The 13,975-nt window shown below is 65.1% G+C and carries 13 protein-coding genes; 4 read left to right on the forward strand and 9 right to left on the reverse strand.

All coding sequences use genetic code 11. The features are described 5' to 3' along the window. Positions 1–8: 8 nt before the first annotated feature. Together HGB41_RS05540 and HGB41_RS05545 are read right to left on the reverse strand one after the other, a co-directional pair. A complete protein-coding gene (locus tag HGB41_RS05540) occupies positions 9–680 on the reverse strand; it encodes a hypothetical protein (RefSeq protein ID WP_171082070.1) in 672 nt (223 codons plus the stop codon). A 277-nt stretch (positions 681–957) separates the two neighbouring features. Continuing rightward, a complete protein-coding gene (locus tag HGB41_RS05545) occupies positions 958–1,851 on the reverse strand; it encodes an alpha/beta fold hydrolase (protein ID WP_171082072.1) in 894 nt (297 codons plus the stop codon). A 181-nt stretch (positions 1,852–2,032) separates the two neighbouring features. Here HGB41_RS05545 and HGB41_RS05550 point away from each other — a divergent pair, with 181 nt between their 5' ends. Both HGB41_RS05550 and hslO read left to right on the forward strand, forming a co-directional pair. Next, positions 2,033–2,557 carry a gamma carbonic anhydrase family protein gene (locus HGB41_RS05550; RefSeq protein ID WP_171082074.1) on the forward strand — a complete coding sequence of 175 codons (525 nt, stop codon included), beginning with the start codon at positions 2,033–2,035 and terminating at the stop codon, positions 2,555–2,557. 3 nt (positions 2,558–2,560) lie between these two features. Then, entirely contained in the window at positions 2,561–3,538 is a 978-nt protein-coding gene (gene hslO, locus HGB41_RS05555) for an Hsp33 family molecular chaperone HslO (protein WP_171082076.1), read from the forward strand. A gap of 209 nt (positions 3,539–3,747) precedes the next feature. Here hslO and HGB41_RS05560 read toward each other — a convergent pair whose 3' ends face one another. Further along, positions 3,748–5,406, reverse strand: coding sequence for a hypothetical protein (locus HGB41_RS05560; protein WP_171082078.1), 1,659 nt, complete (start codon positions 5,404–5,406; stop codon positions 3,748–3,750). Continuing rightward, entirely contained in the window at positions 5,403–6,146 is a 744-nt protein-coding gene (locus HGB41_RS05565; protein ID WP_171082080.1) for a hypothetical protein, read from the reverse strand. The genes HGB41_RS05560 and HGB41_RS05565 overlap by 4 nt, the downstream gene beginning before the upstream one ends. Before the next feature lie 193 nt (positions 6,147–6,339). Between HGB41_RS05565 and HGB41_RS05570 the strand changes: the two genes are divergently transcribed. Further along, positions 6,340–6,846, forward strand: a complete 507-nt coding sequence (locus HGB41_RS05570) for a Dps family protein (RefSeq protein WP_171082082.1) — start codon at positions 6,340–6,342, stop codon at positions 6,844–6,846. A gap of 104 nt (positions 6,847–6,950) precedes the next feature. On the opposite strand, the gene HGB41_RS05575 is transcribed toward HGB41_RS05570, so the two are convergent. The 5 genes from HGB41_RS05575 to pyrG all read right to left on the reverse strand — a co-directional run bounded on the left by HGB41_RS05575 (position 6,951) and on the right by pyrG (position 11,596). Then, positions 6,951–7,229, reverse strand: coding sequence for a helix-turn-helix domain-containing protein (locus HGB41_RS05575; RefSeq protein WP_171082084.1), 279 nt, complete (start codon positions 7,227–7,229; stop codon positions 6,951–6,953). A 23-nt stretch (positions 7,230–7,252) separates the two neighbouring features. Further along, on the reverse strand, positions 7,253–7,594 hold the full coding sequence (ftsB, locus tag HGB41_RS05580) for a cell division protein FtsB (protein WP_171082086.1): 342 nt from the start codon (positions 7,592–7,594) through the stop codon (positions 7,253–7,255). 71 nt (positions 7,595–7,665) lie between these two features. Next, complete coding sequence (gene eno / locus HGB41_RS05585; protein ID WP_171082088.1) at positions 7,666–8,949, reverse strand: phosphopyruvate hydratase; 1,284 nt, start codon at positions 8,947–8,949, stop codon at positions 7,666–7,668. An 86-nt stretch (positions 8,950–9,035) separates the two neighbouring features. Continuing rightward, positions 9,036–9,890: a 3-deoxy-8-phosphooctulonate synthase gene (kdsA, locus tag HGB41_RS05590; protein ID WP_171082090.1), complete on the reverse strand. Its 855-nt coding sequence runs from the start codon at positions 9,888–9,890 to the stop codon at positions 9,036–9,038. Continuing rightward, a complete protein-coding gene (gene pyrG / locus HGB41_RS05595; protein WP_171082092.1) occupies positions 9,887–11,596 on the reverse strand; it encodes a CTP synthase in 1,710 nt (569 codons plus the stop codon). Before pyrG ends, kdsA begins: the two co-directional genes overlap by 4 nt. Positions 11,597–12,204: 608 nt before the next feature. On the opposite strand from pyrG, the gene HGB41_RS05600 reads away from it, so the two are divergent. Further along, positions 12,205–13,929, forward strand: a complete 1,725-nt coding sequence (locus HGB41_RS05600; RefSeq protein ID WP_171082094.1) for a methyl-accepting chemotaxis protein — start codon at positions 12,205–12,207, stop codon at positions 13,927–13,929. The last annotated feature ends 46 nt before the right edge of the window (positions 13,930–13,975 follow it).

Raw genomic sequence — 13,975 nt, forward strand, 5'->3', positions numbered from 1 at the left:
GCGGGCCTTTAGTGGTTGCGGACCAAGAAGGTCTTCGATGGCTGGTGGGCGGCGTCATAGAGGGCGCGGTCGCTGTCCGTGGTGTAGTACACCGAGGTGGTGCGCGCGTAGTAGCGGTGGTCGTCGGCCAGCGACAGGTTGACGATGATCTCGGTCTTCGGGGTGGCGCCGGTGGCGAACTGGGAGCGGAACCAGGAATAGGCGTCCTGGCCGGCGATGGCGGCCGTGGCCAGCCATTCGACGCTATGCTCGATCCCGGTCAGCACCCACATGCTCGCCACCAGCGCGGTACGCTCGCCGGCGAACTTGTACTGCGGGCGGTTGGGCGAGAACGCCACCACCTGGGTATCGAGCTCGATCCGCAGCGTGTTCGCATCCGCGACCTTGACCACCGTGTAGCCGTCATTGACCAGGGCCGTGACCAGGTGGGCGCTGACGCCCTGCGCGAACGCCGACGACTGCTGGGACGACACGTAGAGCGGACGGCGCACGTTCACCTTGAGCGAGGGCGCAAGCTGGGTCGTCATGTGGCGTGCGATCACGCCCCAATGGGCGGCCGCCTGCAGCTTGGCCTGCTGGGTGCCCGGGAAATTGGTGGCTACCGGAGCCGGGCTGTGGCGCATGGCGCAGCCGGCCAGTAGCAGGGCGCCGGTGAGCGCGATGACGGCGCGAACTTGCATGGGAATCCTGTGGGTCGGTGACGGCCGCGGGTGGCCGCTAAAGCAGCGACTCTAGCATAGTCATTTCCACAGGGCAATTTTGTCAACGGTTCGTGAGGGGTGCTTACAACGTTCGTGGCAGGCGACGAACCTGGAGCACGCGATGCCAGTGGCATCGCGTGCTCCTTCGCCGGGATGACGGTTTTTTGGCTTATGGTGCGAACTGACGCCGCATCTCATTTAGATGAAGACATATGCACGTCGCCCCGGCGAAGGCCGGGGCCCAAGTTTGGCACGATCAACCCGGAACCTCCGCCCCAGTCAGAAACGCCTCGATCATGGCGGCCAGCATCTCGGGCTGGTCATGGTGCAGCATATGCCCCGCCCCCGGCACCATGCGTGCCGTGACCTGCCTGATGTGGTCGCGGCGCCGGTCGACCTCCGCGCGCGCCTGCTCCTTCGGGCCCATCCAGCGCCACATGTCGGTATCTTCCGCCTCGACCCACAGCACCGGCGCGGTGATCCCGGTCCAGCAGGCCAGCACTTCGTCCGCGTGGTAGAGCAGCGGGCCGGTCATCTTGTGCGCCGGGTCACCCAGGATGCGCCACTGGCCATCCAGATCCAGCGCCGACCAGTGCCCGGCCAGGAAGGCCGCGCGCTCGCCCGGCAGGCGCGGGTTGGTCTTCTGCAGCCGCGCCGCGACTTCTTCCAGGCTGGCATAGCCGCGCATTTCGGGCTTTACGCGCAGCTCATCGAGCCATCGGGCGAAGCGCTTCGGCGCCTGCGAGGGACTTGATGCGGGCAGGCCGAAGCCCTCCAGGTTGACCAGCTTCGCGATGCGCTGCGGGCGCACGCCGGCATACAGGCTGGCGATGTTCCCGCCCATGCTGTGGCCCACCAGGTTGACCGGCTCATCCGGTGCGTAGTGGTCGAGCACCGATTCGAGGTCAGCCAGGTAGTCCGGGAACCAGTAGGTGTCTGAGTGCGAGCGCTCGCTCAGGCCGAAACCGCGCCAGTCGAAGGCGATCACGTGCCAGTCGCCCTGCAGGCAATCGACCACGAACTGGAACGAGGCCGCGACGTCCATCCAGCCGTGCTGCATGAAGATCTTGGGCGCACCTTCGCGGCCCCAGTGGCGGACGTGGGTGCGCAGGCCGCGCACGGTGAGGAATTCGGAACGGGAGGGTTGCATGCGGCCTCGGACTAGAGAGAAGGAAGAAAAAAGTACGGTCGTTCGCATTATACCGCCGCGTTTATCCCCTTGCATGCAGGCGTGCTTGATTTCGCGTTGCCCGGCCCCATTTGCCCTCGACCGGACGATGGCGGGCGCAAGGTTTACAATAGCGGCAATTCCAGCTTCCGCGAGCACATCCATGGCGATTTACCAACTGGGCGAGGTTGCGCCCGAGATCGACGCATCGGCCTTCGTGGCGGATTCGGCAACCCTGATCGGCAAGGTCACGCTCGAGGCGAACGCCTCGGTGTGGTACGGCGCGAGCCTGCGCGGCGACAACGAACGCATCACCATCGGCGAAAACAGCAACGTGCAGGAAGGCACGGTGATGCATACCGACATGGGCTTCCCGCTTACGCTGGGCAAGAACGTGACGGTCGGCCACCAGGCGATGCTGCATGGCTGCACGGTCGGCGACGGCTCGCTGGTCGGCATCCAGGCCGTGATCCTGAACGGCGCAAAAATCGGCAAGGGCTGCCTGGTAGGCGCCGGCGCCCTGGTCACCGAGGGGAAGGAATTCCCCGACCACTCGCTGATCATTGGCTCGCCTGCCAAGGTGGTGCGCACCCTGACGGAAGAAGACCTGCTGCGCCTGCAGGCCAGCGCCGCGAGCTATGTGGCGCGCGGCCAGCTGTTCAAGGCGCAGCTCAAGAAAATTGGATAAAGAATGACGACCGACGCTATGACCGATGCTATGACTGACACGCGCGACACCCTGCAAAAATTCATCTTCGATAACGCTGCCGTGCGCGGCGAGCTGATCGAGATTTCCGACACCTGGCGCGAGGTGCAGGCCCGCCATGCCTACCCGAAGGCCGTGCGCTCCGCGCTGGGCGAGATGGTGGCGGCCAGCGCCCTGCTCTCGGCCAACCTCAAGTTCAATGGCGCAATCGTGATGCAGATCCACGGCGACGGGCCGGTGCGCCTGCTGGTGGTCGAATGCGACGCCGACCTGCGCATCCGCGCTACTGCAAAACTGGCGCCGGACGCCGAGATCGCGGACGACGCCAGCCTCACCTCGATGTTCAACGCGCACGGCAAGGGCCGCTTCGTCATCACGCTCGACCCGGCCGACAAGATGCCGGGCCAGCAGCCTTACCAGGGCATCGTGCCGCTCGACGGCGAAGACATGGCGACCGTCATCGAAAACTACATGCTGCGTTCCGAGCAGATGGACACGCGCCTGTGGCTGGCGGCCGACGACAAGGTCTCGCGCGGCATGCTGCTGCAAAAGCTGCCGCGCCACAGCGGCAAGGACGACCAGCAGAAGCAGGCGACCGAAGAGGAAGACCTGGAAACCTGGCACCGCGCCGTCATGCTGGGCCAGACCCTGAAGCGCGAGGAGCTGCTCAGCACCGGCATCGAGACCCTGCTCAAGCGCCTGTTCTGGGAGGAAACCATCCGCGTGTTCGATCCGCAGCACCCGCAGTTCCACTGCAGCTGCACGCGCGAGAAGGTCGGCAACATGCTCAAGATGCTGGGCAAGCCCGAAGTGGATTCGGCGCTTGCCGACTTGGGCGAACTGGGCATCAACTGCGACTTCTGCGGCAAGCACTATTCGTTCGACAAGGTGGATTGCGCGCAACTGTTCGCCAGCGACATCCCGGTGGAAACGATGTTGCCGCCGAGCGGCAGCATCAATTAATTCCAGCCTGCCGGGATCGAACACGCCCCGTAGCGAATCGTGCCAATTATGCGTGCTTTCAACACGCTTTGTGGACAATGACCGCTACGGGCATCTCCGTCGGCTCACCTTCAACCTGACCGCAGGGACCGAAGTGTCCTTCGATTCGTTGGTGTGCGAATGACCGGCGTCGACCTCAATGGCGATGGCCTGATCATACTTTCCTCCCCTCACTCCCCGCGCCCCAGCGCTTCCATGATCTTGCCGATGTCCGCCGCATACATGCGCGCAGTCATCTGGTAGGGCCTAGCACAAGCCAGCTCCAGCGATGCACCGGTTCTCAGGCCCAGCGTGACGGCCTGCCGGCTGGCACAGGCCGCGACCATGGCCGGCAAGGCCAGGTCCCCGCCGAACACGGGCTTTCCTTCGACCTGCACCACCTCGGCATCGGCACGCAGGCGCCGGCATCCGGGCAAGCTCTCAAACAGCACGCTGTCCGGCGTCGGCGTCATGCTGCGCCGGCCGCCGCAGTCTTCCTTCACCAGCGCGGTGAGCGCTTCCAGCATCATGGCATCGACCTGCGACCGGGTCGGCAGCGTGGGCGTCGCCAGCCCCGTGGTGTCCAGTAGCGCCGCCCAGCTTTCCCGCATCGGGGCCTGTCCGTCCAGGAGGGCCGGCAGCACCCGCGGGGTGCAGGGCTGCGCGCCGCATTCGAGCGCCTGCGCGAAATCCGGTGTGGCGCCGGTACCCAGCAGGCTGTAGAAGGCGTCCAGCCGCGCGTAGGGCGATCCCCTGCCCTGGCGCGCCGCCAGCGCATACACATAGGCGGGCAGGCCGCAACTGTATTCGAAGCGGTTGGTCGCGATCTCCTGCTGCGGCACGGCGCGCCAGCGGCGATTGGCTGTCCCCAGCATGCAGGCGGCCAGCGCATCGTCGAGTTCTTCCGCAGCCTGCTGCGGCGTGAGCCAGCCCTGGCGCAGCGATACCGACCAGCGCAGGAACTCGGCGCCGCCTTCGTGGATCAGGCGCGCATCGGGATAGCCGTCGACCGCGTCGCGCAGCTGGAACCGGTGGCTCATCTCGTGCGCCACCAGCTTGTTCATCTGGCGCTGGTAGTGCGGCGCCGGCGCGTCCGGCCAATTGAACAGCGACAGCAGCAAGACCTCGCCGGCACTGCCGCCGATATTCGGGCCGCCCGGCTCGCGCGCCAGGGTGGCGGCGACGATCGGGCGCCGGAACGCGGCCTTCGGCATGGCCGCCTGCAGGTAAGCGGCGGTGCCGGCGGCCACGCTGCGGATCTGGCTGACTGCGGCCGCGTCCAATGCCGGATCGAAGTAGTCGGCATCCCTGCCGTCGAATGCCTGGCGGGTCGGGAACAACAGGGCCGGTGCATCGGCATCGGCCGGCGCCTCGCCATCGAACTGGGTCCTGGCGGTCCTGATGCTGCCGGTCGAGGCGAAGCGGTAGGCTACCTGGCCGCAATCGGAGCCCACCGCATAGTTGGACATGTGGGCATAGATCGCCCGGCCGACCGGGAAGGAACCCGGATAGCCGCTGACCTTGTCGCTGGTGGCCGGCACCCGGAAACGCAGCGCCGGGCAGCTGGCACTGCTGCGCTGCAGGGTATCGCCACCGGCCGTGCCGCAATCGCCTTGCGCTTCCCAGCGCGACCGGATTTTCGCCGCATCCGGTCCGTCCTTCACGAACGGCAGGCGCTTGCATGCGGCGGGCAGCGCGTAGCTCACTTCGAGCGCGCCGGCCGCGGCCTGCCGCACCGTCACCACGACCTCACCGGCACGCGCGGCCTGCGCGGACAGGACGATGATCGCGGCCGGCAGGATGCGGCGCAGGGCGCCCCCCCTTTCGATGGATGCAAGCCGCCCGCTCACGGCGTACCTGCCGGCTTCGCTTCGGCATATTCGTACACGACCAGCGCGTCGTTGTCCCAGCTCTTGTCGCGCATCGGCACCATGTATCCCGCCCCGCCTTCATGCAGTGCCAGCCCGGCCTTGCGCCCGCCCGACACCACGGTGGCCGAGGCCAGGCGCTTCGGCGCGCGGAAAATATAGCCCACCATCGGCAACTGGCAAATGCCTCCGGCCGCTACCGCACCGGCGCGGTACAGCAGCGGGATCTCTTCCTTGCGGATTGCGTGGGTAATTTCACATTCCAGCCGCAGGTCGCCAAGCCGGCGCGCATGTTCGGGCACGCCGGGCGTGCGCACCTGGGGTCGCCAGCGGAACTGGTCTTTCTTGCGATTCAGGAGCAGGTCCGCTTCGTCGTCATAGGCTTCCTGGCTGCGCGGCAGCACGAAGGTCGCATCGGCATCGATCGGCAGCGGGATATCGACCTTGTCCCCGGCAATGCGCAGCGCCAACCCTTCGGGCTGGGCCGGCTTTCCATCCTGCGTCAACAGCTCGAAACGCAGGCGCGCGGCCGGCGCCAGCCCGCGCTTTTCATCCCAGGCATCGAGCCCACGCAGCATGCGCCGGTAGGGCCGCAGCGCCGGGTCCTTGATGGTGCTGACCGTCACGGTCTCGACCGGCTCGGCCGCTGCCGGCGCGGCGTCTTGTCCGAAGGCGGGCATGCCCGCCGCCAGCCCGGCAGCTATCACGATGAGTCGTTTCATGCGGATCCTTTAGGAAATGATCACATGATTGTAATGACAAGCCAGCTGTAAAGATGCGCATATTTCCACGCCCCGGGGTTGAACCGGAGCAGCGTGCCGCATGAAATTCGAGCGAGTGCTAAGCTGATGCATCTTTGACAGCGTTGCGAAATGATTACGACGCTGCCGCCTTTGACCACCAGGAGAATTTGCTATGCATATGGATACAGGCATCAATACCGAAGACCGCGCCAAGATCGTCGAGTCGCTGTCGACCGTCCTCGCGGACGCCTACATGCTTTACCTGAAGACGCACAATTTCCACTGGAACGTGACCGGCCCGATGTTCTCGTCCCTGCACGTGATGTTCGAGGAACAGTACACCGAACAGTGGACCGCGCTGGACGACATCGCCGAGCGTATCCGTTCGCTGGGCCATTTCGCGCCCGCCACCTACAAGCGTTATGCCGAGCTGTCGAACATCACCGAAGAGCCTGAAGTACTTTCGGCCAAGGAAATGATCCGCCAACTGGTAGAGGGCAACGAAATCCTGACCCGCACGCTGCGCGCGGGCGTGAAGGTCGCCGACGAGATCGACGACTTCCCGACCGCCGACATGCTGACCACCCGCATGGAAGTGCACGAGAAAAACGCGTGGATGCTGCGTTCCTTCCTCGAGCAGGGTGCGGGCGCGAAGCAGGGTGACGCGTCGTCGGATTAAGCAGGAAGAAGGAGCAATCAGCTGACATGAAGCTGAAGATCAGCTGAACTGCGCCCCCTGGGAGACCGGGGGGAAACCATGCGCCGGGCGGCGCAGGCGTCAAATCAGGCGCGGCCGCCCGACATATGCAAATCGACCACCTTCATGATCTCGAGGGTCAGGTCGAGATTGAACTCCTCGGCGCCCAAGGCCGCATGCAGCGCATCGCGCGACATGCCCACTGCGGCAGCCAGCTCGCCCAGGCCGGGCGCCTGCGCCACGGCCGCCATGGCGGCGGCGATCACGGCGCCCTCGCCGTCCTCGAAGGCTTCGGCCAGGCAGTCGGCGATCGCATCGAGCGAGTCGAGCTCCGCCGGATTCGGTGGGGTGATGGGTTCGGTCATGCAACACTCCTCTTGAAGCACGTTCAGCGCTTCGTCTTGTCTTTTGGCGCAGGCGGTGGCGGCGGCACGGTCATCGAGACCGCCGGCTGCTCGTCCTTGCGCAGCACCTGCACGAAGATTTCATTCTGCTTGATCATGCCCAGGTCGTAGCGGGCACGCTCTTCGACCGCGCCCGTGCCTTCGCGCAGGTCGCGTACTTCCGATTCGAGCTTGGCGTTGCGCGCCTTGAGCCCGTCGGTCTTGAGCCGGGTCGCTTCGACCTGGCCGCGCATGTCGGCAACCGACAGCCAGCCGCCCTTCCCCAGCCACAAGGGGTACTGGATCAGCAGCAGCAGGACGGCAAGCGCAATGGTGATGAGTCGCATGGGCGCGGGGTGAAGGCGATAATATGGCCGGACAGCCTGTAAGCAGCCCGGCCGTTTGCCTTACCTGAGGCTTATTTCAAATTATAGAACGCGTCGCGGCCCGGGTAGCTGGCGACGTCGCCCAGGTCTTCCTCGATGCGCAGCAGCTGGTTGTACTTGGCCATGCGGTCCGAACGCGACATCGAGCCGGTCTTGATCTGCAGGGCGTTCAAGCCCACCGCGATGTCGGCGATGGTCGAGTCTTCGGTCTCGCCCGAACGGTGCGAGATCACGGCGGTGTAGCCGGCGCGCTTGGCCATCTCGATGGCGGCGAAGGTCTCGGTCAGGGTGCCGATCTGGTTGATCTTGATAAGGATCGAGTTGGCGATGCCCTTCTGGATACCCTCTTTCAGGATCTTGGTGTTGGTGACGAACAGGTCGTCGCCCACCAGCTGCACGCGCTTGCCCAGTGCCGCGGTCAGGATTGCCCAGCCGTCCCAGTCGCCCTCATGCATCGCGTCTTCGATCGAGATGATCGGGTACTTGTCGCACCAGGTAGCCAGCATGTTGGTGAAGTCGGTCGCGGTGAGCGACAGGCCTTCGCCCTCCAGCACATACTTGCCGTCCTTGTAGAATTCGCTGGCGGCGCAATCCAGGCCCAGCGCGATCTGCGAACCGGCTTCGTAGCCGGCCTGCTCGATCGCCTGCATGATCAGCTTGATCGCTTCTTCATGGTTGGCTACTGACGGGGCAAAACCGCCTTCGTCGCCGACCGCGGTGGAGAGGCCCTTGGAGTGCAGGATCTTCTTCAGGGTGTGGAACACCTCGGCGCCCCAGCGGATCGCTTCCTTGAAGCTTGGCGCGCCGACCGGGATGATCATGAATTCCTGGATGTCCAGGTTGTTGTCCGCGTGCGCGCCGCCGTTGATGACGTTCATCATCGGCACCGGCATCTGCATGGCGCCCGAACCGCCGAAATAGCGGTACAGCGGCAGGCCGGCTTCTTCGGCGGCGGCCTTGGCCACGGCCATCGAGACGGCCAGCATGGCGTTGGCGCCCAGGCGGCTCTTGTTTTCGGTGCCGTCGAGATCGATCAGGGTACGGTCCAGGAAGGCCTGTTCATTGGCGTCCAGGCCCATGATCGCTTCGGAGATCTCGGTGTTGATATTTTCGCAGGCCTGCAGCACGCCCTTGCCGAAATAACGCTTCGGGTCGCCGTCGCGCAGTTCGATCGCTTCGCGCGAACCGGTCGATGCGCCCGAAGGCACGGCGGCACGGCCCATCACGCCCGATTCCAGCAGGACGTCGCATTCCACGGTCGGATTGCCGCGCGAGTCAATGATTTCGCGGCCGATAATATCAACGATAGCACTCATGTTTTACAGTCTCCGGAAGGGTAAGAATTCGGTAGGCAGCTCACACTGCGGCGCGCGCTATGCCGCAGGACGCGTGATTGAATCGGTTACTTGAAGTCCGCTTCGAGGAAGCCGGTCTTCTTGACGATGCGGTCGATCTCGACCAGGGTCGTGAGCAGTTCCTTCATGCGTCCCAGCGGCACCGCGTTCGGGCCGTCCGACATGGCCTTGGACGGATCCGGATGGGTTTCCATGAACAGGCCGGCGATGCCCGCGGCAACCGCCGCGCGCGACAGCACCGGGATGTGCTCGCGCTGGCCGCCGGACGAGGTGCCCTGGCCGCCCGGCAGCTGCACCGAGTGGGTCGCATCGAACACCACCGGGCAGTTCGATTCGCGCATGATGGCCAGGCTCCGCATGTCCGAGACCAGGTTGTTGTAGCCGAACGAGGCGCCACGCTCGCAGGCCATGAAGTTATCTTCCGGCAGGCCCGCCTCGCGTGCGGCGGCGCGTGCCTTGTCGATGACGTTCTTCATGTCGCCCGGAGCCAGGAACTGGCCCTTCTTGATGTTGACCGGCTTGCCCGAACGCGCACAGGCATTGATGAAATCGGTCTGGCGGCACAGGAAGGCCGGGGTCTGGAGCACGTCGACGACGCTCGCGACCATCGGGATCATCTCTTCGTCGTGCACGTCGGTGAGCACGGGAACGCCGATCTCGCGGCGCACGTCGGCCAGGATCTCCAGGCCTTTTTCGATGCCGGGGCCGCGGAACGAGGCGCCCGACGAGCGGTTGGCCTTGTCGAACGACGATTTATAGATGAACGGGATGCCCAGTGCCGAGGTAATTTCCTTCAGCATGCCGGCGGTGTCCATCGCCATCTGGCGCGATTCGATCACGCAGGTACCGGCGATCAGGAAGATTGGCTTGTCGAGGCCGACGTCGAATCCGGCGAGTTTCATGCTGCGTCTCCTTGCAGTGCGGGCGCACTGGTTTGAACCTCAGTTTGCACATTCGCGGCGACATTCGTGTTCGCCGCCTGGTGCGCCAGCGCGGCGCGGATGAAGGACGTGAACAGCGGATGGCCGTTACGCGGGGTCGACTTGAACTCGGGGTGGAACTGCACGCCCATGTACCACGGGTGCGCGTTGTCGCCGCTGCGCGGCAGTTCCATGATCTCGAGCAGGTCTTCGTTCGGGGTGCGCGCCGACACGATCAGGCCCGCAGCTTCCACCTTCGGCAGGTAGTAGTTATTGCCTTCGTAGCGGTGGCGGTGGCGCTCGGTGACCACGTTGCCGTAGATTTCGGCGGCCAGCGTGCCCGGGTTCACCGCGCAGGTCTGCGCGCCCAGGCGCATGGTGCCGCCCAGGTCGGAATTCTCGTCGCGGCGCTCGACCTTGCCGTCGTGGTTCTGCCACTCGTTGATCAGGGCGACGACCGGCTGGTCGGTGTCCTGGTCGAACTCGGTGGAGTTCGCGTTCGGGAAGCCGGCCATGTGGCGCGCGTATTCGATCAGCGCGACCTGCATGCCCAGGCAGATGCCGAGGTAAGGGATCTTGTTTTCACGGGCGTAGCGGGCAGCCATGATCTTGCCTTCCACGCCGCGCTTGCCGAAGCCGCCCGGGACCAGGATGGCGTCGTACTTGGCCAGGTGGTCGCAGCCCTTCGACTCGATCTCTTCCGAGTCGAGGTATTCGATGTTGACGCGGCTTTCGGTATGGATGCCGGCGTGGCGCAGCGCCTCGGTCAGCGACTTGTACGATTCGATCAGGTCGACGTACTTGCCCACCATGCCGATGGTGACTTCGTGCTTCGGATTCTCGAGCGTATGGATCAGTTTGGTCCACACCGACAGGTCGGCTTTTGGTGCTTCGAGGCCGAGGGCTTCGAGGATGATGTCGTCCAGGCCCTGGTCGTGCAGCACCTGCGGCACCTTGTAGATGGTGTCCACGTCCCAGACCGAAATCACGGCCTGCTCTTCGACGTTGGCGAACAGCGAGATCTTGGCGCGTTCGTCGTCCGGGATGCGGCGGTCGGCGCGGCACAGCAGCGCGTTCGGCGAAATGCCGATCTCGCGCAGCTTCTGCACCGAGTGCTGGGTAGGCTTGGTCTTGAGTTCGCCGGCCGAGGCGATCCACGGCACCAGGGTCAGGTGCACGAAGGCCGCGCCCTTGCGGCCCGAACGCAGCGACAGCTGGCGCGCGGCTTCCAGGAACGGCAGCGACTCGATGTCGCCGACGGTGCCGCCGATTTCGACCAGCGCCACGTCCACGCCTTCGGCGCCGCGGCGGATGTAATCCTGGATCTCGTTCGTGATGTGCGGGATCACCTGCACGGTCTTGCCGAGGTATTCGCCACGGCGCTCCTTGCGGATCACGGACTCATAGATCTGGCCGGTGGTGAAGTTGTTCACCTTCTTCATGCGGGTGCTGATGAAGCGCTCGTAGTGGCCCAGGTCCAGGTCGGTCTCGGCGCCGTCGTCGGTGACGAAGACTTCGCCGTGCTGGGTTGGACTCATGGTGCCCGGATCCACGTTGATATACGGGTCGAGCTTGAGCATGGTGACTTTGAGGCCGCGCGATTCGAGGATCGCAGCGAGAGAGGCGGCCGCAATCCCTTTGCCAAGGGAAGACACGACGCCGCCAGTGACGAATACAAATTTGGTCATTGTGCTGAAGGTGCCGAACGGCACACGCGGGAAATAGAAATTATACCTTAAACGGCGCAAATACTTCTGGTCACCTGGCCAACCTCAGCCCGAGAAGTTTGCGCAGAGCAACACCGTAGGGTGGGCAAGTCCCTTGCCCACGCGGTGATAGTTTGCAGCCAGATCATCCGGCACGACCACGGAGCCCGCATCTATCACCGCGTGGGCGTGGTTCAGTCCACTGGACTGAACCACGCTGCCCACCCTACGGGTTTCGACAGTTCTACATCTTTCTCAAAGAATATGCCTGAGCAATTGACCTGTTGGCATGGGGCAATCCTATTCTGCATCTTTTTGCGGCGCTGCCATGCATACACTCTCCGACCAACCCGTCACCCCCGGCATCGCCCCGCAAGAGGCCGCGCCGCGCACCCTCGCGGCCAGCGCCTGCGCGAAGCGGAGCTGGCCGCGCAGGAGAAAGACGAAAACTGAGCATCCGCGTTGTAAATTGTCTATACAAGGGCGGATGAACCGTGCATTCGAGTTTCGTTTGGGCAATAATAGTTACTTCGTGAACCAACCACTGTAACGCCTGGCGCCTCTATGGGGCGCTGGCCACACCGATACTCATGCGCACCTTGAACAACTTCCCGATCGGCATCCGCCTGGCTGCCGGATTCGCGCTGACCCTCCTCATGGCGGTCATGATCGCCGCCACCGGCATGTGGCGCCTCGACCAGGTCGCCACCTCCGCCCGTGACACCCTGGCCACGCCGCTGGCCAAGGAGCGCATGATCGCCGAGTGGTACACCCAGATCTTCGGCGCCGTGCGCCGCACCGCCGCCATCGTCAAGAGCAGCGACCCTGGCCTCACCGCCTACTTCAAGGAAGACGCCGCCGTCACGGCCAAGGCCGCGGCCGACCTGGTCAAGCAGATCGAACCGCTGATCGCCGGCGACAAGGAAACCGCCCTGTTCAAGCGCATCCAGGACCAGCGCAAGGCCTACGGCGCCGCGCGCGACAACGCGGTCAAGGCCAAGGCCGAGGGCAACCAGGAACTGGCGGACAAGATCCTCGACGAGGCCTTCACCCCGACCGCGAAGGTGTACCAGGAATCGATCCACGAACTGGTGGCGCTGCAGCGCGAGAACATCGCCGCCACGGCCGCAGACATCGACGCCACCGCGCGCCGCGGCAACTTCATCATCGGCGGGCTCACCACCGCCGCCGTCGTGCTGGGCGCCCTGTTCTCGTGGATGCTCACGCTCGGCATCACGCGCCCGATCCGCGAAGCCGTGCAGGCAGCGGAAACCGTGGCCGCGGGCGACCTGACCGTGCGCATCGGCGCCGGCCTGGACGCGACCCGCCGCGACGAAACCGGCGCCCTGCTGCGCGCGCTGGGCAATATGAACGATAGCCTGGCCAAGATCGTCAGCGAAGTGCGCAGCGGCACCGACACCATCGGCACCGCCTCGGGCGAGATCGCCGCGGGCAGCCTCGATTTGTCGAGCCGCACCGAACAGCAGGCCGCCTCGCTCGAAGAGACCGCGGCATCGATGGAAGAACTGACCGGCACCGTGCGCCAGAATGCCGACAATGCGCGCCAGGCCAACCAGCTGGCGGTCACCGCATCGAGCGTGGCGACCCAGGCCGGCGACGTGGTCGGCCAGGTGATTGCGACCATGGGCTCGATCAACGAGTCCTCGCGCAAGATCGTCGACATCATCGGCGTCATCGACGGCATCGCCTTCCAGACCAATATCCTGGCGCTGAACGCGGCAGTGGAAGCGGCGCGCGCCGGCGAACAGGGCCGCGGCTTCGCAGTCGTGGCCTCGGAAGTGCGCACGCTGGCCCAGCGCTCGGCTGCGGCGGCCAAGGAAATCAAGACCCTGATCGGCGATTCGGTCGCCAAGGTCGATGCCGGCACCAAGCTGGTCGACCAGACCGGCGAGACCATGGACCAGGTGGTCGCGTCGATCCGCCGCGTCACCGACATCGTGGCCGAGATCTCGTCGGCGAGCCAGGAGCAGATCCATGGCATCGACCAGGTCAACCAGGCGATCGGCCTGATGGACGAATCGACCCAGCAGAACGCCGCGCTGGTCGAGGAATCGGCGGCGGCGGCCGGCTCGCTGCAGGACCAGGCATCGCGCCTGGCGCAGCTGGTGAACGTGTTCAAGCTCGACGCACGCATGGCCGCGCCGGTCACGCCTGCCGCACCTGCGCTGTCGCGTTCCCTCGTGGCGCCGGCCAGGCCGGCGGCGCGCAAGCCGGCGAGCAAGAAACCAGCGCCGGCAGCGGGCAAGCCTGCGGCACCGGTTGCGGCCGGTGCGGACGAATGGGAAACCTTCTGATCGCGCAGCAGCGAATCCAGCAAAAAACGCCCGGTTTCATCCGGGC

This window comes from Telluria aromaticivorans, from assembly GCF_013003915.1.
GTDB lineage: Bacteria > Pseudomonadota > Gammaproteobacteria > Burkholderiales > Burkholderiaceae_D > Telluria > Telluria aromaticivorans.